This window comes from Paenibacillus tyrphae (assembly GCF_000722545.1).
Classification (GTDB): domain Bacteria; phylum Bacillota; class Bacilli; order Paenibacillales; family NBRC-103111; genus Paenibacillus_G; species Paenibacillus_G tyrfis.
The window spans coordinates 10,720-32,592 of sequence record NZ_JNVM01000022.1 but is presented as its reverse complement, the minus strand read 5'-3'; the positions used below and the strand labels follow the sequence as shown (position 1 = coordinate 32,592).

Below are 21,873 nucleotides of genomic sequence, written 5' to 3'. Positions count from 1 at the left end.
CCTATCCGGCTGTCAGATCGGATTCGATTCGATCTGCGATCGCCGCCAGCCGATGGTAAAGGTCTGGATCGCTTTTCAATTCCTCCTGGAGCTGCTGCTTGACTTGATCGATCGCCTTCGAAATGCCTTTGTCGAACGTGAACTTCAGCTTCTCCGTGGCAACCGAACTGCGCTGAAGCTGCGTAAGTGCCCGCATCACATTGGTCAGCTTTTCATCCTCCAATGTATTCTGGGCGGTCATAAGCGTCTCCATGACCAACTGCAAAGCGAGCTTGTTCGCCGCTTCGGCCAGCGCTGTGTCCGGTCCTTCGCCGTGCGTTTCGACGATCGCTTTCGCTTGCTCGTTGACCACCTTCAGGCGCTCCAGGCGCGAAAGAAAGTCTTTGCCATACCGTTGAACGGACATGTGACTGATCTCAACACCTGTATCCTCGGCCATTTGGTTGATCCAATCCGCAATTTCGCGGTACGTTGTGCCGGTCGTCAGTTTTTTGTTGACCGCTTCAACAATTTCCGGCGGTAGCTGAAGCACTTTGCTATGTTTGCGTCGGCTGCTCATCAGCGGATCACCATCACACCGGGATCATCCGCGATACTTCCATCCAGCAGATCGATCCCCTTGGCTGTCAGGGTTGCCATCGTGCGCTGGATGCCGAGCTCGTTGCCTTCCTCGGTTCGGACATAGCCCTTCTCTTCGAGATACCGAAGATGAATGCGAATTTTCGGTATGGAGCTATCTAGCCGACTATCATTGAGCGTCAGCGAAATCAGCCGATCGCTGGCCGGGCTGGGGTACTGCACTTTTAAGATAGTCAAGATGAACCCACGGATTTCCTTGGCTTCATTCGTATTCACTCGCTTTTACCTCCTGTTCCCATAATCTTGCTCACGTTTTGCAACATTTCCCGCACGTCGCGGGTCAGTGTATCGACCTTATGTTCCAGACCAGCGATCGCCCGCGTTTGGTCGTCTTTCAGTTCCTTCAGCGCCCGATTAAAGTCATCTTTGAGAACGTACTTTTGCGGCAGCTCGGCCTTGAGCTCCGAAACGTCTCGCTCGATATTCTGGATGTGTTTATCTTGGGCGGATTGATTTTCTTTGACGCTATTGCGAATGTCTTTGAGGAAATAGCCGATGATGCTGGCAAGCGTTAATAGAATGGAACCTAGAACAGAAATTACGGTGATGAGTGCTCCTGTCGGCAATTGATTCAATGCCGTTTTCCTCCTTTGATTCAAACTGTATTCCAAGCATAGCAAAGAGGCGTGCTCGTCTCCGAACACGCCTCTTGATAAGTTTATATGATTTTGTTACTTGAATGATTTAACCGGAATCGCCCGGCAATACATCGAAAATAGAAATTTGGTTCTCGTCAGCCTTGTCCACGATTTCCCGAACCCATGATTCCGATAGCCTGTACCTGCGGGCGAGCTCCTTATAGTTTCCTCCGTCGAACTCCCTTCGAATCATCCTGTCGCGGGCAGCGCGGATTGCGGCCTCCAGCTTCGGGAAGTATACGCCGGTGCCGCCGAACTGTTCGGCCAGAACAAGCGTCGGCTTCAGACCGATGGCTTCGGCGAGCTGGTAGTAAGGATGGGGGAGCTGCGTCGGGTCGATCTCGGCGATGATGTCATCCGTCAAAGACATACTTCTCGCTCCTTCCTGGCATTATATATTATCATGCCAATTTTGTCGCGCCATTTTCCAATCATTGTTAGGGGGCGGCACGCCGATCGGCGCGCCCCCGCATGTTCTTCAGTCCTTCGATCAACTTTATGCCTTGCTGCTTTGTTAGCCATTCCAAACGGTCCACTCCGGTCATACGTTTCATGAAACCAAGCAGTCGGTTCGGATCATCCTTCCAGCCGAGCTCCTGTTCCAGCTTCCGTATGTAACCGATCATTGCTTCGCTTGCCCGGTGCTCCCTTGGCTTCGGGACTTCCCCGACGATCTTGCAGAGCCGATCAATCAACTTTATGCCTTGCTCTTTGGTCAGGGCTGAAATGCTTCGGTTGCCGCTAATCTGTTCAACCAACGAATATAGATCATCCGTTTCGATGCCGTGCTGCTTCTGGATTCCGAAGATTTTTCGTCGTTGTTCTGGGGTGATCTTCATCGCCGGTTACTCCTTTCCGATCGTGCTGATCGCACCGTATTCGAACAGCCGGTCGCAATCGGCGACCGTCATTTGACGGCGGTACATGGTACCGTTAGCGGTGGTTAGATCACCGTCGAATAATTTGTCGTATTCGGGGCTGATCTCCACCTGATGGGATTGTTCAAGCTTTTGTTGGGGCATTGCCATTGTTTTCGTCCTCCTTATTCGATTCAAGATTTATGGGAGTCTGGACCGATCCTTTCAACATCCCGGAGCTTCCAACTGTCGCCGATCATTTCGGCGAGCCGGGCACCTTGGCTGATGCGACGATGGATCGCTTCGACCTTCTCTTCCAATTGAAGCTTTTTGACAACCTTCATATACACATTATCCGGCGCGTAATTGCTGGTGTAGAAGGTAGGGAGCCCGTTCGTAAAGCGGGCGTTCAATAGCTCGAACATGATATCGACGGTAAAGTCGGTCGGGCTCTCCTGGGCGAACTCATCGATCGCCAACACTTCAACCGAGGCATACCGCTCGATGATCGGGCCGATCTCTTCCTTGCGGGACAAATACGCCTTGAAGTTACGGAAGATGGAATCCGTGCGAATAAAGAGCACGGGCACCCGGCGTTCCTCTAACCGGTTCACCATAGCAAGCATAAGCCATGTTTTGAAAGTGCCTGCCCGGCCGTGAAGGTAGATGCCTTTTGTCTCGTCGCCGGGCTTGTAGTTGTTTGCGAAGTCATAGAATGCGGTGCAAATATCCTTGTTTTGTCTTTTCGGCCCGATCGGGAAATTTTCAAAAGTATAATAGCTGTCTTGCTTGGCCTTGCCGGAAAACTCTTGCAGCTTCGCCCAATGCTGTTCCCGCAGATAGTGAGAATATTCGTTACATGTTCCATGACAAGAAGAGATATATGCGGCTGCCGTTGTATTTTCTTCGTCGGGAAGCACAGGGAAAAGGCGGATCACCGTTCCTTCCATGCCGGGCGGCCGTTTGCAAGAGGGATACCCGGTGCAGCCTGCGCACTCTTTCAATTGCTTCAGACGCTCATAAAGCGGGATTTTGGAATGGGCGATCATATCGTCGGTTGCCCCCATATCTTCCAGCTCGGGCAACTGCTCCCGGAAGTAGGCCGGAGAATAGGTCGTTTGAACGGTGGAGAGGCGCTGTTTGATTTTTTGCAGAATATCGTTTCCAAGCGCCTCTTGGATACCTTGCATCATGGCTGCTTGCCCTCCGTTTCAAATTCGATTTCCAGCCGCATCGTGGCCGCGTCGTAACGCATATTTTTGATCGGTCGATCGCGGGGATGCTTGTCCAATTGGCTTGCCAGGCTGCGAAGCCCGACGGCCGCAGTCCCTGCATCGTGGCATATCTTTGAAAACAGTACAAAGCACCGATTCGGGTCAGGAGGGGTTGCGAATAGGATAGGCTCTGATTTTACTTTTGGTTTCGCCATCCTAAATAACCTCGTGCGTGCTTCGGGCCCTACGAACAACGGCTTTTATCATGTGTCCGTTGCCTTCTTGAATCTCGCCATCGCTCAATCGCTTCACCTTGAAAAAAAGCCCGAATGATGTGCGCCGAATATCGACGACGATTGCTTCCACAAGGTTCTTTCCATCTTGTTTTAATCCCCCAAGCAAGGGGTTCGGAGCTAATTTTGCAACCCGAACCGTATCTCCGATTTCTGGCGATGCTCGCTCTTGTTTGATATCCTTGGCTCTTTTCATCACGTCTCGCTTGAGCGTGGATTCCTGTTTTCGCGTCATTCGTTCCGGGTGCTTGCAGTAGCAAGTCAGTAAAATACCTTTCATAGCCTCTTCAAACTTGATGTCTACACATTTAGCAGCTAATGCCTCTACACACGCAACACGGTCTATCCATTCGAATTTAATGCCCGGTACAAAGTCATTCAAATTAGGGGCCTCCTTCCTTGATCAGCGATGTTAGAAACTTGAATAGCCGCTTGACATATGTTTTAGTAAAATAGAAGCAAATTCCATAAGGAGGAAATCTTTTATGCCGCAGCCTATAACGGTCTATCCTGCTGATATCATAGGATTAAAGTCGGAAGAAACCGACATCATCCACGATTATGTGAAAATGTGCGACTTTTTGTTAAAGAAGATGGACGGAAAACTTACGGAACATAGTCTGGAGATTATTCAGGCGAACCGAGATCGTTGCAAGCCCTTAATGTCGCCCCTTCGCCATCAAAACCGTGTGTACGTGACAACGAATCTGGACTTTGTGACGCTCATGATGGTTGATATTGAAAAGGGGATACTAGATCACCTTCAATTTACGCTTGACATCATCGGACCTTTGCAAGCATGGGACGAAGTTGACTTTGAGCTTCTTTCCGCTTGCGTTTGGATTTTCGAGGGAGAGGAACTGATCTTCCGCTCCCTGGTGACTTCGAAAACGTTATGCAAACTCATGGTGGTATTCGACAAAGAAAATCTAGTAGATTACAACTCTAGTCGGTATGACTGGAAGACAAAGCATCGGACAAAGAAACCCCGCAGCAAGGGCAAGTCATTCCTTGAAGAAGACGAATCAGCCGATCCAATTTAGCTTTGTCCGACAGTTGATATGTCTCCGATCCGTAGCGCTGTCTAATCGTTTCCGCGAGCCGTTCGTCATGAGCGGTTCTCTTCTTTACAGCTTGCATGTAGCGCACCCCTTTCCGGCCTGCCATCATCAGGCGGGGTAGGCCATATCCCCGCGACGCCTCCTATCGCGAGGCGTTTCGGCTATTTCTTTTCTGTGGGATACGGAAGGGAGGCTTCAGCCGCTGTCCATCCGATCCCGTCGGCGGAAGAGAAGGCATTTCCCGAAGTTTTACAAGTTCTTCGTCGTTTAGTTTCCAGGTTCTGATGCTGGATGATTTGTGCATAGCCATAGGGGCCTCCTCGTTAATCGTGCATATGAATGCCGAGTTTATCTGCATAGTACAGGCCGATCATCATCATTTGTTCGGGTGTGAACCGATCAAGCATAAGGGAGACGGAGGCGTTTCCCTCGTCGGTCAACTTGTATTCACCAAAATCATTGCAAGAGACAAGCTCCTTTGAAAGAAGATGACAGATCACTTTAGCATGTGCTGTTTCCATGCCGCTTACACCCCCTTACGCGTTTGCATTTAAGTTAATTTGGCCGATGTGCAGGACCATTTCTTCCGTAATCGTCTTCCCTTGAGTCATATCGAGCAGCACGTCCAATATCTCGACACAGTTTCGAAGCCCGCCTTTGCGAGGATTCAGCGCGATTTGAATGATTAGCTTTCGTGCCCCTGGGGTCAGATTTACGTTTTCAAGCAGTTGTTCGACTTCTTCCCGTGACGGGCCTTGCAGCCGCTGGTGAAAGGGAGCGCGGTCGGCCAAGCGCTTCAGCTCCGGCCGCATGTCCGCGAAGTCGAGGAACATTTCCGCCAGGGCGAGGTTACCGACCAGGGCGACGCCGATATTCCCGGCCTCGTCGTAAATGTCTCGCAGAGCTTCGTATTTCTCCGCCGACTTCAGAAGATCGGCTTCGTCGAAAATCAGGAAGAAGGGCGTCCGTTTCAGTTGCTTGACGATCCGGCGCGTGAGCTGGTTGGCCGATCCGATGTCGGTCAGGCCGAGTGCATCGGCCAGCTCCTGAAGCAAACTTTTGACCGTGTGCGTGCTCTTGCAGCGAACATAGATCGCGCTGCCCGGATTCGTCAGCATGTACTTCTTCAGCGTCTCGGTTTTGCCGAGGCCGGGATCGCCTGCAACGATGCCGAACTTCTGCTTCGTTGCGGCCTTCTTCAGCACGTACCGCATCCGCTTGACATCGTTTGTCTCGATGAATGGGAGCTCGTCCGCGCTCGTGATGTAGCTGGCAGCAGCAGCTTTTCCCGCGTCGTCCTCTTGCTCGTCCTCCCACATGCCGATGCGGGTAAGGTAATTTCTCGCGGCCTCTCGCAGCTCCTCGCTTTCTGGATACTTCCCATTGATATAGAGGGAAATCGTGCTTCGCGACTTGCCTAATTCACGCGCAACGTCCGTGATTTTAGCGCCTTCTTCTTGAACCAACTTCAGGAGGAGGGTTCTTTCTTTCGAAAACTCCTCTGCCATCTGAACCACTTGAGCAAGTGCCATGTGTAAATCCTCCTTTTATCCTTCCGTTCCTTCACGGAGAATGTATTCGTCGTAGACGCTCATCGGCTTGGCCGAGCGTTTTGCTTTCGCTGATTTGGCTTCTTCCTCGCGCTTTTTGACCACTTGTTCGGTCCCGAGCATTGCTCGAACATTGCCTTTTGCTGTCCCGTTCGCGCCGCTCATCATTCTAGTTCCTGCTGCTTCACGTTCCGTTACGATGCTTTCCAGCGTGGTTTGTGCTTCGCGAATCGATTGTTTGACCAGCTTGCGCCGAGCAGCGCGTCGTTTTTGCAACTCTTGGATATCGTCTTTCTTTGCATTGAAGGCAAGCAATTCTTTATTCGTGGCGGTAAACAAATACTTGCCGGTCTTCGGATGAAATACAAGCAGCTCCCCGATCCGGTTGGGGTCATATCGAATGATGACCTTTTGACCGGCATAAGCTGGCAGTTCGGGGTGCGAATACCACCGTTTGCGTCCCCGCGTACCGAACCGCTCGATACCATTTGCCGACACGGCTGCTCTCTCAACATCCATGAGACAAATGTCAAGGGCTCGTTCGTCAGCGAAGCCTTCCCGGATTTTAGCGGTCGAAAAGTGCTTTTGCATCGGAGTCATGCCGATGGTTCGATGAACCGTAGTATGGTAGTCGTACAAATATGCCTCGACGCGGGATGATAGTTCTTCCAGATCGAGCAATTGCCCTTTCTCATGCAATTCCTTTTCGTTGTAGCCTTCCGGCCGGGCTTTGTTGTTCGGTCCGCACCAACCGGGCTGATAGCGCGTGAATTGATCGGTGAATGTGCCGAAGAATCGTTCGACTTGAGCCTTCGCCCATGGATGGTAAGGCGTCGCGAATTGAACTTTGATGTCCATCGACGTACAGATTCCCCGTGTTTCACGCGACAATTCAAAATCTTCATGTTTTTTTCCGGCTTTTACTTGTGCCTTGTAATCCTCACCGTTGTCGATGTAGAGCATGTCCGGCAGGCCGCCGATCTCTAGCGTGTCTTCTGTGCCGTCTTCACGTTTGATTTTCTTCGGCAGCATGGCGTGACGAAGAGCCAGGGCGATCGTTCGTCCGTTTGCCTGGATGGAGAGGCACCAGCCGACCACCGTACGGCTGCAAACGTCAAACCATACAGTCATCCACGGCCGAACCGCACGGCCTTGGTACGAAATGAACAGATCGAGCTTGTGATGGTCACCCATCCACACCTGATTGACAAAATCCGGCTCTTGGCGGGTTGCCTTCTCGGCAAACTTTTTCCAATATGCTTCCTTGCTTTCACGGGCGAGGCAGCAAAGATCGGGTTCGTAGATTTCCATGTCTTTCAGGTAACGGAAAACACTTGCCCGCGAAGGCATTTTATAACCATTTGTCTCACAGAATTGCGGCAACTTCTTATTGAAAATGTGTGCTGGCTTGGGCTGGCGTAAATCCAGATAAGCGGCGCGAAGGAAACGTTCCACTTCGGGTTCAATCGATGTCCGCTGCGGTCCCTGTGTGAGCAGCCGCGACTTTCGCATAAGTCCCAAAATCCCCCATTCCTGAAATTTCTCAACGTCCCGGTACAGCGCGGCCGTGCTCTTGCCGTACTTTTTCGCCAGTTGTGTGATCCAGATCGTTTTCTTGATGCCTTCAGGCGGGTTCATCGCCTGTTTGATGATTTCCATTTTGTATTCGGCCTCGGCCAGCATCGCCTCGAACCTCTCTTCGCCGACAGCGTGCTTTAGCTCCGCCAATGTGTAGTTGATGCCGGTATGTTCCGGCTTAGCCTGTTCGTCGTTACAATCCGGTGCGGGTGCGGAAGCTGTGGCTTCATTCGTACTCGTCCAGTATTTGCGCTGCACATCGACCGGGAGGGAGGATACAGGGATGTAATAAATTTTTCCGTTACGGCCGCCGCTGGTGAGTTCCGCTTTTAATTTTCCTTCACTAATCTGCTTTCGAACGGCTCTCTCAGAGATTCCCAGCATTGACGCGGCTTCCATTACAGAAAGTTGTGGCTTCATATATTCCCTCCTCTCTTATGTGTCGATTACTTACCGTTTAAGCGATTATCATACGATGCGCTAATCTCGTTGTACTGCTTCTCCAGTTCCTTATAGAGCTTCGACAAAGCTTCTCGACGAAACTCCAATGCCGTAAGCTGGACGGACAGCTCGCCGATCTCGTTTGCAATAGGCTCAGCCATACTTGCTAGGCGTTTCATTGTTTCCAGTTCGGTCTGGATCAGAGCCTGCTGCTTAGCTTCATTTGCGCCAGGACAATGTTCATACCAAAGGGTGACAGCATTCGCCCAAGGTTTGAATACAGGTTTTTCCATTGTCTAACTCCTTCCAGATCAATCTTTCAACTAGACAGAAAAGAGGCGTTCTCTGTCTTTGATATGAGGTTTTTTTTCGGAGGTTGGTTATTTCGCTTTTGTTTCGGGGTATTTAATACCGAGGATTTTTTCTACCTTTTCACGGTAACGGGTTGCTTTGCGTGTGCCGGTTATAAGATCGCCGAGTCGATTCTCCGGGATGTCGTATTCTTGACAAAATTCGCGCTGATCTATTTGCATTTCGGCCAATCGTCTCTTGATCTCCCAACCGAACGCTGTGACGGGCCTTTTACGTGCCATCCTATCACTTCCTTTTTCGACAATCTTAGTCATAGCACCATTTCATGTTTACTGATATAATTCAGTTGGGTATCTACTACCCACCTTCATAATACAGACTATAGTCAGTGATGTCAAGTAAAAATACAGACTACGATCAGTAAGTCGCAGACTTATTTCAGTCATACAGACTAAATTCAGTAGGAGGTTGTTCGAATTGAGTAGTATCGCCGAAAGAATAAAGCAGCTAAGGGAATCTAAGGGGGTATCGATGAATAAACTCGAAGATTCAATAGGCGCACCCAGGGGTAGCGTTAACAAGTGGGAGAAGGGAAGTATTCCAGGCGGCAATTATCTCATTTCTTTATCCAATTTTTTTCATGTTTCTACTGACTGGATTCTGAAGGGTGAAGAGGAATACCGTGAAGAGACAACAGAGGAGAAGCATACAAAGGACTCTCTTTTTTTTAACGATAATTGGGAAGTAGTTTCCCAATTTGAGAAGTTGGACGAGCAAGATCGAGCATTCATAAAGCGATATATTGAATTAGCGATGTTCCAGAAGGAACAAACAACAAAGAATAACCCTTCGAATGTGACCACTCCATTCAAAAGAGAACAGTCGGAGCAAGCAGCTTCAAAGGAATTGACACCGGATTCTGCTGCGTCTAGCACTATTCCAATCCTTGGCCGCGCGGCCGCCGGGGTGCCGATTGAGATGGTTCGATTCATTGAAGGCTATCTTCATGTGCCTGGAAAATACAAGAATTGTTTCGCGGTGAAAGTAGACGGGGAATCGATGATCAATGCGGGGATCGAAAACGGCGGTTATGTCGTCGTGCGCCAGCAGCCGAGCGTGGATAATAACGACATCGCCTTAGTAAAGGTAGACGATGGTGTGACGATCAAACGGTTCAAGTTACAAAATGATCTGGCTTATCTCATTTCCGAGAATGACTCGATGAAAGATATGGTATACGATCCGAAAGTCAAGGATATGCAAATTTTAGGCCTGGTAGTCGATATAATCAGTCCGAAAGATGCTGCGGAATTGGTCATCAACGAACTGTAAATCATGGTTCCGCAGTTAAACGAGCGCGTGGCGACCGAAAATCCTAAAAACTCCAGCAGTGACGCGGGTTTCCGGCGAAGTTCCGCAGTCGAATTCAAGTTCCGCAGTAAAGTTCCGCAGTCATCCGTTAATTTTTCGTTCGATTTCGGCCCTTTTTCGGGCATGAAAAACAGCATTAACGCAGTAGTAACGCGGGTTCTAACGTTTTTACACACACTTACACGCTCACTATCTTTTTTTGTTCTGGAACGCATAAAAGAGGATGATCAGCCGGAAATTCGTCTCACTCCGGTAGATCGTCCTCTTTGCATACTGGACACACTCACACACTCACTTTTCCTTTATTTTCTTGGGTTCTCGTAACTTCAGGTAACGTTCAATCACGGGTTGTAACGGAGTTTTGTTTTTCTCATATTCAGTGATACCCCACAGCGGGATCAATTTCATCTGTCGCTCGATCCGGAAAGAGCACTGGAGTATCACGATGAGACGCTTCCGGCGGAAGGCGCGAAGACGGCGCATTTTTGCTCGATGTGCGGCCCCAAGTTTTGCAGCATGCGTATTACGCAGGATATACGGGAATATGCTAAACAACACGGTTTGGAAGACCGCGCCGCGCTTGAGAAAGGCTTGGAGGATAAGTCTAGGGAATTCAAGAAAGCGGGTGGTTTGATTTACAATTAAACACCCTGGGAGGGATCGTATGTTTACGGATCAGGAAAAGGAAGCTTTGTACAAGGTCATCTATACGAGAAGGGATGTCCGCTCCTTCCTGCCGGACCCGATTCCGGAGGAAGCGGTGACGAACGTGCTTCACGCCGGCCACCATGCGCCGTCCGTCGGCTTTATGCAGCCTTGGAACTTTATATTGGTAACTTCGGAGCCGCTGAAAGAGCGGCTGGCCTGGGCCGCGGACAAGGAAAGAAGGGCGCTGGCGATCCATTACGAAGGCCAGCGTCAGGACCAATTCCTCAGCCTCAAGGTGGAAGGGCTGAAGCAGGCGCCGCTGACGATCTGCATTACATGCGATCCTACCCGGGGAGGGGCCCATGTGCTCGGCCGCAATTCCATCCCCGAGACCGACATGCTGTCCGTCGCCTGCGCGATCCAAAATATGTGGCTGGCCGCCTGTGTAGAAGGGCTTGCTATGGGATGGGTAAGCTTTTATAAGAAAAACGATGTGCGCGAGATTCTGGGAATTCCGCCGCATATTGATCCGATCGCGCTGCTGTCGGTCGGGTATACGGAGAATTACCCGGAGAAGCCGATCCTGGAGACGGCTCAATGGGAGAAGCGCCGCTCCTTGCAGGACCTCATCTATCATGAGACATGGGGAAATCGGCATCCGGAATGATTGAATTTTTCTATTTTTCGATTGAAAATGTCAATGAACCGGCGTCTTGACGGCATAACAACCCGATGATACAGTAAAAATAAATACGTTATATCCGATGAGTTTAGTTGATATTTGGCTGTTGCCAATGGCGAATCGGATGGAGCTTAAGGAAAACGGGTGGGGTGCTATGGGGAAATCGGATGAAATTCGGATTCGCGATGCGACGGAGCTTGACCGGGAAGCGATTCTCGCGGTCATGCTGGAGGCTTATGAGCAGTACCGGACGGTGCTGCCTCCCGCCCGGTGGGAGCCATACCGGGAGTCGATCCGGACCTCCGTCGATGGAGACAGTCCTGCAGCCCGGCTTGTTGCCGAGCTTGCGGGGAAGGTGGTCGGCAGCGTGCAGCTGTTCTTGTCCTCCGAAGCCGCTTACGGCATGCCGGAGCTTGGGATTCAATCGCCGATCATCCGCTTTCTGTCCGTTTCGCCAGCCGTGCGAGGCCGGGGAGTTGCGACGCTCTTAATACAAGAAAGCGCCAGGCGCTCCCTCGCCTTAGGGGCGGCTACGCTGCATTTACATACGTCGGACATGATGGAGTCTGCGGTCCGATTGTATGAGCGCTTAGGCTTCGAGCGCGCCTTCGACAAGGATATGCGCAATGGCCATACGCTTGTGAAGAGTTACCGGATTCATTTGAAAGAAGCCGCTCTATTGTAATCACCGATTTTTGCAACGTCTTAAGGAGATATCGCTGAGACATGTGTCTTTTTGATATCTCCTTTTATTATTTGGCTATGCTTTAAATAAATGTTGAAAACAGATACATTATTGATGATAGGCTATAGTTGAGCCATATATACAGGTTCGTTAATAAAGAACGGTTACTTTCCTATTTAGTAGAACTGCTTGTATTAGGTACACAGATAGGTCAAGTGACAGAAGAAGTCAAGGAATTTAGATTTGCCAAGGGAAGAGTCTGCCGACATTGTAGTGCCGAAACTGTATCAAGAAACGGAAAGTATAAAGGAAAGCAACGATAGTAAATCCTGTTATAAGATTTTACTGACTTCACAAACTCTGCCACTTACAAAAGCAAGAAAACAATTAGATAGATGGCTTAAATACGCTAAATGTATGATTGCAGGTTATTTGCGTAGATGGAATGAAACACCGATTTGAATTTTAGGAATCATGAATTATTTATATTTCATGGAGGATAGATGTAATGATAAGACATAATTTAAAGATCGAAAATATTCCAGCAATTTTGTGGGGGGACAAATCAGATAAGTTATTTATAGTTGTGCATGGTAACATGTCAAATAAGGCAGATGACTCGATTATTGTATTTGCAGAAGAAGCAACAGCAGTAGGTTATCAAGTTCTTAGTTTCGATTTGCCTCAACATGGTGAACGTAAAGATGATACTTATCTTTGTAAAGTTCAAAACTGTGTTCAAGACCTTAATAAAATTATGACATATGCAAAATCGTTATCAAATAATATAAGCATTTTTGCTTGTAGCATGGGAGCATATTTCAGCCTATTAGAATATTGCAATGAGCCATTGAATCAGTGTTTGTTTCTCTCTCCTGTGGTAAATATGGAACGTATAATAAATAATATGATGTCATGGTTTAACGTAAGTGAGAGTAGACTAAAAATAGAGAAAGAAATTTCCACACCTATTGGACAAACTCTCTATTGGGATTACTACTGTTATGTGAAAGAACATCCTATTGTTGCTTGGAATAATCCGACTTCAATTCTCTATGGTTCAGGAGATAACTTATGTGAGTTTGACATTGTATCTGAATTTGCCAAACGCTTTAACTGTAATTTGCAAGTAATGGAGAATGGAGAACACTATTTCCATACTCAGGAACAGTTGCAGTATTTCAGACAATGGCTAAAGAACCATATATAGGTTAAATGATAATAGAAAATGGTTGATATATAACCTTCTTTAAAAGTGAATTAAGGGAAGTCAAAATGGCTTCCCTTAAAAGTTATATAATTTCAACATTATTTTAAAACATAGCCTATTATTTAGTAATAATAATTTATATTGGCTTAATGATTTTTGCGGGATTTCCGCCTACAACCACGTTATCAGGCACATCTTTTGTTACCACTGCCCCAGAAGCGATAACGACGTTATCGCCGATTGTTACCCCGGGGTTTATGACGGCTCTTCCGCCAATCCATACATTGTCGCCGATTTTTACGGGCTTCCCGTATTCAACCCCCGAATTTCTTTCGTTCGGATCCAGCGGATGCGTAGCTGTATAAATGTGTACACCCGGGGCAATGAAGCAGTTATCCCCAATCCGAATTTCGCATACATCCAAGAAGACGCAATCGAAATTTGCATAAAAATTTTCGCCAACATGAATGTTGTAACCATAATCACAGCGCAAATTCGGTTCTATGTATATACTTTTTCCAGTAGAACCGAACAATTCTTTTAATAGTTCAGTCCGTGTGCTTTCTTCCGTTTCTAATGTTTGATTGTATAATCTGGTTAGTCTTCGTGCATTTGCCCGTTCTTGCAGCAATTCCGGGTCAGCCGCAAGATAGAGTTCGCCATTCAGCATTTTTTCTTTTTCTGTTTTCATTTCTCCGTCTCCTTAACCAAAATAAATGAATTCTATATGTAGAATTCACTAGAATCATATCATATGGATCATATAATAGAAAAAAAATGAGGAGGGCTTAAAGGATGAGGTCTTATAAATTGATAAAACAGCACAATAAAGGAAACTATTCATTGAATATAAGGCTATAAATATTTATATATTGTACAATATTTCTTTTTGTGTTATACCTTATTGAGGGTGCTGGGCAAGGCCAGATATTGGATTGCCGGGCTCACACTTAACCAATATAACAACATGGGGGAAGTCCACGTGTCCTTGATCGTAAAGAACGAACAGAACGATAAGAATGAACCTACGCAAGCGCAAGAGAAGCTCAATTTGTTCGAAAGAACGCAGGACGTTATCCGTACCGCTCTCGATCGAATGGGGTATAAGGACGATGTATACGACTTGTTGAAGGAGCCGCTTCGACTGCTGACGGTACGCATTCCAGTTCGCATGGACGACGACTCGATTAAAGTATTTACAGGTTACCGCGCTCAGCATAACGATGCGGTCGGCCCGACCAAAGGCGGCGTCCGCTTTCATCCCGACGTAACGGAAGAGGAAGTCAAAGCATTGTCCATGTGGATGAGCATCAAATGCGGCATTACGGGGCTTCCGTACGGAGGCGGCAAGGGCGGTATCCAGTGCGATCCGCGGTCGATGTCCTTCCGCGAGCAGGAGCGTTTGAGCCGCGGTTATGTCCGCGCCATCAGCCAATTGGTCGGCCCGACCAAAGACATTCCGGCGCCGGACGTATTCACGAACTCGCAAGTTATGGCTTGGATGATGGACGAATACAGCCGCATCCGCGAATTCGATTCGCCGGGCTTTATTACCGGCAAGCCGCTTGTACTGGGCGGCTCCGCGGGCAGAGAGTCCTCGACTGCGCTCGGTGTAACGATCGTCATGAAAGAGGCTGCCAAAATCGCAGGCCTCGAAATTCCGGGCTCCCGCATTATCATTCAAGGCTTCGGAAACGCAGGCAGCTTCCTCGCTCAATTCCTGCATGAAGCGGGAGCGAAGGTCGTGGGCATCTCCGACGCTTACGGCGCTTTGTACGATCCGGAAGGCCTCGATATTCCGACGCTGCTGGACAAGCGGGATTCGTTCGGCACGGTCACGCCTTATTTTAAAAGTCAGCAAATTACAAATAAAGAGCTGCTCGTCCAAGAATGCGACATTCTGGTTCCGGCAGCCATCGAAAACCAGCTTACGGAGGAGAATGCGCCGGACATCAAGGCTCGCATCGTAGTCGAAGCAGCGAACGGACCGACGACGCTCAAGGCGACCGAAATTTTGACGAACCGCGGCATTCTGCTCGTTCCGGACGTGCTGGCCAGCGCCGGCGGCGTGGTTGTCTCCTATTTCGAATGGGTACAAAACAACCAAGGCTACTACTGGTCGGAGGAAGAAGTTCAAGACAAGCTGGAAAAAATATTGACCACCTCCTTCCACAATGTGTACCGGACCTCGACGGACAAAAAAGTAGACATGCGCCTGGCGGCTTACATCGTTGGGCTGAAGCGGGTGGCCGAGGCCATCAAGTGGAGAGGCTGGGTATAAGCCTGGATAGAAGCAAACGGAAATCCATCTATGGGAACATAGGTGGATTTTTGTTTTGCAGCCGTCGCCCCCGCATAACAAAATTACGGTTTGCTCACCATAATATGGGGGGCGACAGGCATGTGGAAATTTATTTCGACTCTTACGAGGCATTGGGAAATTATTGTGCAAGCCGTCCTCTGCAGTTTGGTGCCTTATGGCGTGTACAAGCTGGGAGCTTGGTTGAAATCAGCTTTGACGATCCGCAGCAGCGGCAAGCCCGCCTCCGAAGAGCAGTTATACGTCTTTACCGGAAAGTTCGAGAAGGACTTGCCGGAGCTTCAGGACAGATTAGGCCACAATGACGATATCTTGATCCGGACGTTTGAAATAGGCGGGGCGCGGACGAAAGCTGCCTTGATCCTGGTCAAGGAGCTTGCGGACAAAAACTACATCGATACGCATATTTTACCTTTGCTGATGTCCGACTTCGCCATGCCAAGCTGTGCGGATGAACTGCCGCTGCACATCAAAAATCGGATCTTGTCCGTGAGTGAGCTGGGAGAAGCAGGGAACCTGCGCGATTTGCTGCCCGGTTTATGGAAAGGGAATGCCGGCCTCTTGATCGACGGCTGCCCGAACGTCTTCGTCCTGGCCAGCGGAAGCGAGAAAAAACGCAGTCTCGGCGAACCGGCCTCGGAGGCTTTAGTTCGGGGGCCGCGCGTCAGCTTCAATGAAAGTCTGGCGGATAATACCGCGCTGCTGCGTCAGCTTGGCGGGAGTCATACGCTATGTATCGTTTACACGCTGGTGGGGCGTAAAGCTCCCCGAACGGTAGCGATCGCTTACAACAGCGACATTGCCAACGACACCTTGGTGCAGGAGGTCCGGAAGCGCATCGCCCGGATCGATATAGACGACGTTCCCGATTCCGGGTATATCGAACAGTTTATCGAAGATAACCATCTGACGCTGTTTCCCCAAGTGCAAAATACGGAACGGCCGGATCGGGTCAACTGTGCGCTGATGGAAGGCAGGGTGACGATCCTTCTGGACGGCTCCCCGTTTGCGCTGATCGTCCCGGTAAGCATCAGCATGCTGCTGCAATCCCCGGAGGATTATTACGAGCGCTGGATCCCGGGCACGCTCGTGCGCATGCTGCGTTATATCGCAGCGCTGATTTCTACGGTCGGGCCTGCGCTCTACATTTCGTTCATCTCGTTCCATCAAGGGCTGATTCCTACCAAATTGGCGGTATCCATCGCCGGCTCAAGGGAAGGTGTGCCTTTCCCTTCGTTAATCGAAGCGTTGATCATGGAAGTATCGATCGAAATTTTGCGTGAGGCCGGATTACGCTTGCCGAAGCCTATCGGTCAGACCATTGGCATTGTCGGCGGCCTAGTCATTGGGGAAGCGGCGGTACAAGCCGGCATCGTCAGCCCCATCATGGTCATCGTCGTTGCCATTACGGCGATTTCTTCGTTTGCCATCCCTCAATACAGTTCAGGAATTGCTTTGCGGATCATTCGCTTCGGTACGATGTTTTCGGCGGCCGTCTTCGGACTGTACGGGGTCATCCTGTTCTTCCTGTTGGTGTGCAGCCATTTGGCCAAGCTGAAAAGCTTCGGCATTCCTTACTTGAGCCCTGTGGCTCCTTACCGGCTCGGCGATTGGAAAGACTTCGTCCTGCGCGCGCCGCTGTCTCTCATGACTCGCCGTCCGAAGGCCATGCAGGTCAAACAACCGAAGCGCCGCGGATAAAAGCATGAATTCGTTATCGCAATCACCCGGGTGACACAAGTCGTCCGGGTTATTCGCTGTTATCCGATATGAAAACCTACTTTTATCCATTATTGAAAAATGATTGGGAACTTAGCTTGACCCCCCGTAACACATGCGGAGCGAAATTCATAAAAATGTTGTATGTTCTGTCGAGAGCGGAGAAAGCGTGATCACCTGACGCGCTCCTTGCCCGGAAGGTTCCTTTCCGCCTCTTGTCAGTCTCCGGCTGGAGCCGGCATATTACTTTTGACGGAGGGAATGTTCAACATGAGTGAATTTCAGAACGAGCTTCAGCAATTGCAAATCGGGGCATACGATGCGGGCCAAGTAACGCCTTTCGAACATCAGGGCCTATACGAAGCGGATTATCGTCTATGCGGTTGCGGTGTTTCCCGTTGCGTCTCTTCCTGCAGTTGTAGCTGCAGTTGTAGCTGCAGTTGCAGTTGCAGTTGTAGTTGCAGTTGTAGTTGTAGCTGCGGCGGTCGTTGCGGCATGCGTTGTGGCGGTCGTTGTGGCATGCGTTGCGGACGCTGCCACCACTAAATCATTAACGGGACCGTCCGAAAATTTCAGCCCCTGCAAATGCTGTTTCGGTCCAAACTGCGGGGGCTGGACCATCCCCTTAAAATATTTGACAAGAAGGACAAACAACACTACATAAGATAGCAATGAACATCCGGCCGGATTGAATAAAAGATCTGATAAGGAGGAGTGAGATGACCACATTAGATGCTTCCGTGCGCCCGAAAGTCAACGGGGATACTTTTTTTATACCCGATCCGAACGGTTCCGTCTATTTTAGAAACAACATGGGCTCGTTCAAGCTGGAAGGCGAGTCGATGGACCGATGGATCGAAAAGTTGATTCCGGTATTTAACGGGAAGTATACGCTTATGGAATTGACGGACGGCTTGCCCGACCCGCACAGAGGCCGCGTGTTCGATATCGCCGCTTTATTGATCCAAAACGGCTTCGTCCGGGATATAAGCGGAGACCTTCCCCATCAGCTGTCGGACCGGATTCTTGAGAAGTTCGGCTCGCAAATTGAATTTCTGAGCAATTTTGGAGGCTCCGGCGCACACCGCTTTGAGCAATATCGCCAACAGAAGGTGTTAGCGGTAGGTTCCGGTTCTTTTCTGGTTTCATTGGTTGGGGCCTTGTTGGAATCCGGGTTGCCCCGAATCGGAGTGGCCATTGGCGATTCAGTGCCGACCAATCGTGAGCGGCTGAAGGATCTGGGGGAGCATGCCCGGAAATCCGATCCGGAAATACATATTCAGGAAGTGTCTTACCCCGGGCGGGATGTTTCCGCTTGGCAGGAGGTCCTGAAACCGTTCGATTCCATCTTATACGTATCGCAGGAGGGAGATATCGAAGAGCTTCGGATCGTCCAAGCGGCCTGTAAAGGGGAGCAAAAGCTCTTTCTTCCCGCGATTTGCTTGCAGCAAGCCGGTTTGGCAGGACCTCTTGAGCGGCCGGAAGACGGGAATGGCTGGGAGTCGGCGCTGCGGCGCATTCATCAGCCTGTTCTACGCCAAGATCCGCAGCAGCACGGGTTTTCTGTCCATGCCGGGGCTTTGCTGTCGAATGTGATCGTGTTCGAACTGTTCAAAACGGTGACGGGGGCTGCTGATCCGCTGCGAAATCAGGCGGTATATTTGCTGAACCTGGAGACGCTGGAAGGGGATTGGTATGCGTTCATAGCTCACCCGATGGTGATCGGCTGCAACCGGATTGATCGCATTCCGGATATCGAGCTGCGGCTGGTGCAGGATTCGGGCCCGGGGCTGCAAACCGGAAGGCACAACCCATTATTGGATTATTGCGAACGGTTAACGTCGCCGGATACGGGCATTTTTTATGAATGGGACGAAGGCGACTTCAAGCAGCTGCCGCTTGCGCAATGCCGGGTTCAGGTGGCGGATCCGCTTTCCGACGGGCCGGTTGAGCTGCTTCCGTCCATGGTCGGTGTGGGATTGACGCATGAGGAAGCAAGACGGGAATCGGCATTTGCCGGATTGGAAGCTTATACGTCCCGGTTAGCCGAACGTATGGGGCAGGCGTATCCTCCGCCAGAAACAGAAGCAACGGGTCCGTGCGCATCCGAATATGTCGGCATAGGGGTGGGTGAGACGCTGACGGAAGCCGTATGCCGGGGCTTGCGCAAGTGTCTGGCGGAAGAGCTGGACATTCGGCGGACCGATCGAAAGCCGCTTGTCACTCCGGTGCAGCTGAGTATGGTGGATGACGAGCGGGTCCGTTATTATTTGAAATCCTTGTCTACGCTGCAGGAGGAGCCGGCTCTCGTTTTGGAGGAAGAGCTGTTCGGCTTCCCGGTGGTGCGTGCAGATATCGGCGGTAGATGGTACACAGGCGTCGATTTGAATATTACCCTTGCGCTTCGAAGGGCTCTGCTCCAAGCGCTGTCGGAGGTTCAAAATCAAGCGCCCCGGCTTCAAGTTCGGATTGCTTCGGTTCCAAGCCGGACACCGAAAAAAGTAAGGCCGCGCAGCTTGGCCATTCCGGCCTGTGAAGAAACGGCGCAAGCCAGCGTACTGGCCTCCGCCATACAACAGCTGAAGCAGCATGGCAGACAGCTGCATGTATTTGATTACAGGCTTGATCCTTTCTTGAATAAAGGGCCTGTTCACGTCTTAGGCGTTGGGCTGAGAGAGGAGGTTTCGCCATGAGCAGTGTTGTAGCCGTTATCGGCCAAGGCGTGCTGGCGGATTTAATATGTGCCGAGCTGAATTCTGCCTTTTGGGTGATCCGTACGGTCGAGCTTGAGGAGGAGGAATTCCGATCGGCAGATCTGGTTATCCTGGCGCAGGATGGCTGGCTTCCTGCCGAGCAGGACAGGGCGGAGGAGGTTCTTCATTCTGCCAAGGTTCCTTGGCTGCGGGGGTTCGTATCTTTCGGGGAGGCGTTAATCGGACCGTTGGTTCGGCCGGGAGTTCAAGGATGCTCCAGATGCGCGGACATGCGGCGGCTTATGGCCACAAGCGATCGCAAGGAGCTGCGTGAACTGCAACAGCAGCTTGCCGACCGCGGCGGAATCCCACAGGACGCCTGGGCTTCCCGCACGGGATTGACGCAGGCGGCGACTCTTCTGGCCGCAGAAGCCCGGCGCGTGCTTCTCGGCGGACAGCCTCAGTTGGAGGAACGAATTCTGCTGGTGAATCTGAAAACCTTGAAAACTTCACGCCACCTTTTTTTACACGATCCGATGTGCCCGATTTGTGGCGAATTGCCGGAAGATTCGGAGGAGCTGGCCAATTTCCCGCTCGGGTCAAGTCCGAAGATCCATCCGAACAGCTTCCGCTGCCGTTCGATCGATGAGCTGAAGCAAGTGCTTCCCCGCGATTATTTGGATTTCCGGACCGGACTCATGAACGGTAAAATGAAAGACGGCGTGTCACCGTTCGCCGATATTACCGTAAATCTTCCGTTTTACTCTGGAGATGAACCGGGTTCTGGGCGGACGCTCTCCTATGCGGACAGCGAGCTGACGGCCATACTGGAAGGCTTGGAGCGTCATTGTGGAGTATTCCCGCGCGGCAAATGGACAAAGGTTCGCACAAGCTACCGCGAGATCGCCGATCTCGCGTTAAATCCGATCGAGGTAGGAGTCCATGCGGAAGAACAGTATGCGAGGCCTGATTTCCCATTCCGGCGTTTTGATCCCGATCGTGAGATGGATTGGGTCTGGGGCCGATCCATCATACACAATCGTCCCATTCTGGTACCGGAGCTGCTCGCTTATTACAGCCCCAGCTGCAGCAACGGCATCGTCTATGAGACATCTAACGGATGCGCTTTAGGCGGCAGCATGGAGGAGGCCATTTTCCACGGCATCATGGAAGTGCTGGAACGCGACTCGTTCCTATTGACCTGGTATGCGCAGCTTCCGCTCCCTCGCGTCGATCCTTATTCCGCCGGCGACCGCGAATTAAATATGATGATCGACCGGATGAGGGCGGTGGCGGGTTATGAGCTGCATGTGTTCGATGCCACGATGGAGCATGGCATTCCATGCATATGGACCTATGCGAAAAATCTTAAATCGCGCGGGATGAACCTCATCTGTGCGGCAGGAGCCCATCTCGACCCGATCCGGGCGCTGAAAAGCGCAATCTTCGAGCTGGCAGGCATGATGCTTTCGCTGGATGAGCGATTCGAGTCCAAGCGGCAGGAAAGCGAACGGATGGCTGAGGACCCTTTCCAAGTGAGAGAGATGGAGCATCACTCCATGCTGTACGGTTTGCGGCAGACGGAGAAGCGTTTGGATTTCTTATGGAAGAAGCCTGGACCTCCGCTGACGTTTCGGGAGGCGTTCCCGCCGCAAGTCCTTCATGCGGATCTTACCGATGACTTGAAGATGATTTTGGAGAAATTCCGCTCCTTGAAACTGGATGTCATCGTGGTCGATCAGACCTCGCCCGAGCTGAAGCGGAATGGGTTAACCTGCGTCAAAGTGCTGATTCCGGGGATGCTGCCGATGACGTTCGGTCATCATTTGACGCGGGTTACAGGGCTGGAACGGGTACTGAAGGTTCCGGCGCAGCTCGGCTATATGAAGCAGCCGCTCACGGTCGATCAGCTTAACCCGCATCCGCATCCGTTTCCGTAAGGCGCAATGAGGGGGGAGTAGA

General features: G+C 50.6%; 24 protein-coding genes, 1 other RNA gene and 2 pseudogenes. 11 read left to right on the top strand and 16 right to left on the bottom strand.

Features of this window, described 5'->3' with window-relative positions; genetic code table 11:
• Window position 1: 1 nt before the first annotated feature.
• The 9 genes from ET33_RS25235 to ET33_RS25195 form a co-directional block, all read right to left on the bottom strand.
• Window positions 2–559 carry a phage protein Gp27 family protein gene (locus ET33_RS25235; protein WP_036688591.1) on the bottom strand — a complete coding sequence of 186 codons (558 nt, stop codon included), beginning with the start codon at window positions 557–559 and terminating at the stop codon, window positions 2–4.
• Window positions 559–855 (bottom strand): hypothetical protein, encoded by a 297-nt coding sequence (locus ET33_RS25230; protein WP_036688588.1) that lies wholly within the window; start codon window positions 853–855, stop codon window positions 559–561. Before ET33_RS25230 ends, ET33_RS25235 begins: the two co-directional genes overlap by 1 nt.
• Complete coding sequence (locus tag ET33_RS25225; protein WP_036688586.1) at window positions 852–1,214, bottom strand: hypothetical protein; 363 nt, start codon at window positions 1,212–1,214, stop codon at window positions 852–854. Before ET33_RS25225 ends, ET33_RS25230 begins: the two co-directional genes overlap by 4 nt.
• A gap of 109 nt (window positions 1,215–1,323) precedes the next feature.
• A complete protein-coding gene (locus ET33_RS25220; protein ID WP_036688583.1) occupies window positions 1,324–1,647 on the bottom strand; it encodes a Mor transcription activator family protein in 324 nt (107 codons plus the stop codon).
• 67 nt (window positions 1,648–1,714) lie between these two features.
• A complete protein-coding gene (locus ET33_RS25215; protein ID WP_036688579.1) occupies window positions 1,715–2,116 on the bottom strand; it encodes a regulatory protein GemA in 402 nt (133 codons plus the stop codon).
• A gap of 6 nt (window positions 2,117–2,122) precedes the next feature.
• Window positions 2,123–2,305 carry a hypothetical protein gene (locus ET33_RS25210; protein WP_036688576.1) on the bottom strand — a complete coding sequence of 61 codons (183 nt, stop codon included), beginning with the start codon at window positions 2,303–2,305 and terminating at the stop codon, window positions 2,123–2,125.
• A gap of 23 nt (window positions 2,306–2,328) precedes the next feature.
• A complete protein-coding gene (gene zapE / locus ET33_RS25205) occupies window positions 2,329–3,327 on the bottom strand; it encodes an AFG1/ZapE family ATPase (protein WP_036688570.1) in 999 nt (332 codons plus the stop codon).
• Entirely contained in the window at window positions 3,324–3,563 is a 240-nt protein-coding gene (locus tag ET33_RS25200; protein WP_036688566.1) for a hypothetical protein, read from the bottom strand. Before ET33_RS25200 ends, zapE begins: the two co-directional genes overlap by 4 nt.
• A gap of 1 nt (window position 3,564) precedes the next feature.
• The gene (locus ET33_RS25195) at window positions 3,565–4,023 is read right to left on the bottom strand and encodes a hypothetical protein (protein WP_036688561.1); all 459 of its coding nucleotides are present in this window, start codon (window positions 4,021–4,023) and stop codon (window positions 3,565–3,567) included.
• Between the two features lie 103 nt (window positions 4,024–4,126).
• On the opposite strand from ET33_RS25195, the gene ET33_RS25190 reads away from it, so the two are divergent.
• Window positions 4,127–4,684, top strand: a complete 558-nt coding sequence (locus ET33_RS25190; RefSeq protein WP_036688556.1) for a hypothetical protein — start codon at window positions 4,127–4,129, stop codon at window positions 4,682–4,684.
• A 111-nt stretch (window positions 4,685–4,795) separates the two neighbouring features.
• Here the strand turns inward: ET33_RS25190 and ET33_RS37060 are convergent.
• The 6 genes from ET33_RS37060 to ET33_RS25165 all read right to left on the bottom strand — a co-directional run bounded on the left by ET33_RS37060 (window position 4,796) and on the right by ET33_RS25165 (window position 8,864).
• Window positions 4,796–4,865, bottom strand: an RNA gene (locus tag ET33_RS37060) — hammerhead ribozyme type II.
• Window positions 4,866–5,025: 160 nt separating this feature from the next.
• Window positions 5,026–5,223 carry a hypothetical protein gene (locus tag ET33_RS25185; protein ID WP_036688554.1) on the bottom strand — a complete coding sequence of 66 codons (198 nt, stop codon included), beginning with the start codon at window positions 5,221–5,223 and terminating at the stop codon, window positions 5,026–5,028.
• A 15-nt stretch (window positions 5,224–5,238) separates the two neighbouring features.
• Complete coding sequence (locus ET33_RS25180) at window positions 5,239–6,234, bottom strand: AAA family ATPase (RefSeq protein WP_036688551.1); 996 nt, start codon at window positions 6,232–6,234, stop codon at window positions 5,239–5,241.
• Window positions 6,235–6,249: 15 nt separating this feature from the next.
• Entirely contained in the window at window positions 6,250–8,250 is a 2,001-nt protein-coding gene (locus tag ET33_RS25175) for a Mu transposase C-terminal domain-containing protein (RefSeq protein WP_081890483.1), read from the bottom strand.
• Window positions 8,251–8,276: 26 nt separating this feature from the next.
• A complete protein-coding gene (locus ET33_RS25170) occupies window positions 8,277–8,564 on the bottom strand; it encodes a hypothetical protein (RefSeq protein WP_036688547.1) in 288 nt (95 codons plus the stop codon).
• 87 nt (window positions 8,565–8,651) lie between these two features.
• Window positions 8,652–8,864: a hypothetical protein gene (locus ET33_RS25165; protein WP_036688545.1), complete on the bottom strand. Its 213-nt coding sequence runs from the start codon at window positions 8,862–8,864 to the stop codon at window positions 8,652–8,654.
• A gap of 196 nt (window positions 8,865–9,060) precedes the next feature.
• On the opposite strand from ET33_RS25165, the gene ET33_RS36660 reads away from it, so the two are divergent.
• The 6 genes and pseudogenes from ET33_RS36660 to ET33_RS25140 all read left to right on the top strand — a co-directional run bounded on the left by ET33_RS36660 (window position 9,061) and on the right by ET33_RS25140 (window position 13,179).
• The gene (locus ET33_RS36660) at window positions 9,061–9,915 is read left to right on the top strand and encodes a helix-turn-helix domain-containing protein (protein WP_051775583.1); all 855 of its coding nucleotides are present in this window, start codon (window positions 9,061–9,063) and stop codon (window positions 9,913–9,915) included.
• A 432-nt stretch (window positions 9,916–10,347) separates the two neighbouring features.
• Window positions 10,348–10,599, top strand: a pseudogene (locus ET33_RS37745) (phosphomethylpyrimidine synthase ThiC); the annotation flags it as partial.
• 19 nt (window positions 10,600–10,618) lie between these two features.
• A complete protein-coding gene (gene bluB / locus ET33_RS25150) occupies window positions 10,619–11,269 on the top strand; it encodes a 5,6-dimethylbenzimidazole synthase (protein ID WP_036688542.1) in 651 nt (216 codons plus the stop codon).
• A gap of 169 nt (window positions 11,270–11,438) precedes the next feature.
• Window positions 11,439–11,969: a GNAT family N-acetyltransferase gene (locus ET33_RS25145; protein ID WP_036688539.1), complete on the top strand. Its 531-nt coding sequence runs from the start codon at window positions 11,439–11,441 to the stop codon at window positions 11,967–11,969.
• Window positions 11,970–12,097: 128 nt separating this feature from the next.
• Window positions 12,098–12,401 (top strand): annotated as a pseudogene (locus ET33_RS37740) (IS1595 family transposase); the annotation flags it as partial.
• 76 nt (window positions 12,402–12,477) lie between these two features.
• Window positions 12,478–13,179, top strand: coding sequence for an alpha/beta hydrolase (locus ET33_RS25140; RefSeq protein ID WP_036688534.1), 702 nt, complete (start codon window positions 12,478–12,480; stop codon window positions 13,177–13,179).
• A gap of 136 nt (window positions 13,180–13,315) precedes the next feature.
• Here ET33_RS25140 and maa read toward each other — a convergent pair whose 3' ends face one another.
• Complete coding sequence (gene maa, locus ET33_RS25135; protein ID WP_036688530.1) at window positions 13,316–13,870, bottom strand: maltose O-acetyltransferase; 555 nt, start codon at window positions 13,868–13,870, stop codon at window positions 13,316–13,318.
• Window positions 13,871–14,275: 405 nt separating this feature from the next.
• On the opposite strand from maa, the gene ET33_RS25130 reads away from it, so the two are divergent.
• From ET33_RS25130 to ET33_RS25110, 4 genes are all read left to right on the top strand, one after another.
• Window positions 14,276–15,460 (top strand): Glu/Leu/Phe/Val family dehydrogenase, encoded by a 1,185-nt coding sequence (locus tag ET33_RS25130; protein WP_235206813.1) that lies wholly within the window; start codon window positions 14,276–14,278, stop codon window positions 15,458–15,460.
• Window positions 15,461–15,580: 120 nt separating this feature from the next.
• Entirely contained in the window at window positions 15,581–17,200 is a 1,620-nt protein-coding gene (locus tag ET33_RS25125) for a spore germination protein (RefSeq protein ID WP_036688527.1), read from the top strand.
• Window positions 17,201–17,937: 737 nt separating this feature from the next.
• Window positions 17,938–19,911, top strand: a complete 1,974-nt coding sequence (locus ET33_RS25115) for a putative thiazole-containing bacteriocin maturation protein (protein WP_036688519.1) — start codon at window positions 17,938–17,940, stop codon at window positions 19,909–19,911.
• Window positions 19,908–21,851 (top strand): TOMM precursor leader peptide-binding protein, encoded by a 1,944-nt coding sequence (locus tag ET33_RS25110; RefSeq protein ID WP_036688515.1) that lies wholly within the window; start codon window positions 19,908–19,910, stop codon window positions 21,849–21,851. The genes ET33_RS25115 and ET33_RS25110 overlap by 4 nt, the downstream gene beginning before the upstream one ends.
• Window positions 21,852–21,873 lie beyond the last annotated feature (22 nt).

What these genes read in the sequence shown, in the direction of transcription:
- ET33_RS25235 (WP_036688591.1), bottom strand. Translation starts at nt 559, where the DNA reads ATGAGCAGCCGACGCAAACATAGCAAAGTGCTTCAGCTACCGCCGGAA.
- ET33_RS25220 (WP_036688583.1), bottom strand. Translation starts at nt 1,647, where the DNA reads ATGTCTTTGACGGATGACATCATCGCCGAGATCGACCCGACGCAGCTC.
- ET33_RS25215 (WP_036688579.1), bottom strand. Translation starts at nt 2,116, where the DNA reads ATGAAGATCACCCCAGAACAACGACGAAAAATCTTCGGAATCCAGAAG.
- ET33_RS25210 (WP_036688576.1), bottom strand. Translation starts at nt 2,305, where the DNA reads ATGGCAATGCCCCAACAAAAGCTTGAACAATCCCATCAGGTGGAGATC.
- zapE (WP_036688570.1), bottom strand. Translation starts at nt 3,327, where the DNA reads ATGATGCAAGGTATCCAAGAGGCGCTTGGAAACGATATTCTGCAAAAA.
- ET33_RS25200 (WP_036688566.1), bottom strand. Translation starts at nt 3,563, where the DNA reads ATGGCGAAACCAAAAGTAAAATCAGAGCCTATCCTATTCGCAACCCCT.
- ET33_RS25190 (WP_036688556.1), top strand. Translation starts at nt 4,127, where the DNA reads ATGCCGCAGCCTATAACGGTCTATCCTGCTGATATCATAGGATTAAAG.
- ET33_RS25185 (WP_036688554.1), bottom strand. Translation starts at nt 5,223, where the DNA reads ATGGAAACAGCACATGCTAAAGTGATCTGTCATCTTCTTTCAAAGGAG.
- ET33_RS25180 (WP_036688551.1), bottom strand. Translation starts at nt 6,234, where the DNA reads ATGGCACTTGCTCAAGTGGTTCAGATGGCAGAGGAGTTTTCGAAAGAA.
- ET33_RS25175 (WP_081890483.1), bottom strand. Translation starts at nt 8,250, where the DNA reads ATGAAGCCACAACTTTCTGTAATGGAAGCCGCGTCAATGCTGGGAATC.
- ET33_RS25170 (WP_036688547.1), bottom strand. Translation starts at nt 8,564, where the DNA reads ATGGAAAAACCTGTATTCAAACCTTGGGCGAATGCTGTCACCCTTTGG.
- ET33_RS25165 (WP_036688545.1), bottom strand. Translation starts at nt 8,864, where the DNA reads ATGGCACGTAAAAGGCCCGTCACAGCGTTCGGTTGGGAGATCAAGAGA.
- bluB (WP_036688542.1), top strand. Translation starts at nt 10,619, where the DNA reads ATGTTTACGGATCAGGAAAAGGAAGCTTTGTACAAGGTCATCTATACG.
- ET33_RS25145 (WP_036688539.1), top strand. Translation starts at nt 11,439, where the DNA reads ATGGGGAAATCGGATGAAATTCGGATTCGCGATGCGACGGAGCTTGAC.
- ET33_RS25140 (WP_036688534.1), top strand. Translation starts at nt 12,478, where the DNA reads ATGATAAGACATAATTTAAAGATCGAAAATATTCCAGCAATTTTGTGG.
- maa (WP_036688530.1), bottom strand. Translation starts at nt 13,870, where the DNA reads ATGAAAACAGAAAAAGAAAAAATGCTGAATGGCGAACTCTATCTTGCG.
- ET33_RS25130 (WP_235206813.1), top strand. Translation starts at nt 14,276, where the DNA reads ATGGGGTATAAGGACGATGTATACGACTTGTTGAAGGAGCCGCTTCGA.
- ET33_RS25125 (WP_036688527.1), top strand. Translation starts at nt 15,581, where the DNA reads ATGTGGAAATTTATTTCGACTCTTACGAGGCATTGGGAAATTATTGTG.
- ET33_RS25115 (WP_036688519.1), top strand. Translation starts at nt 17,938, where the DNA reads ATGACCACATTAGATGCTTCCGTGCGCCCGAAAGTCAACGGGGATACT.
- ET33_RS25110 (WP_036688515.1), top strand. Translation starts at nt 19,908, where the DNA reads ATGAGCAGTGTTGTAGCCGTTATCGGCCAAGGCGTGCTGGCGGATTTA.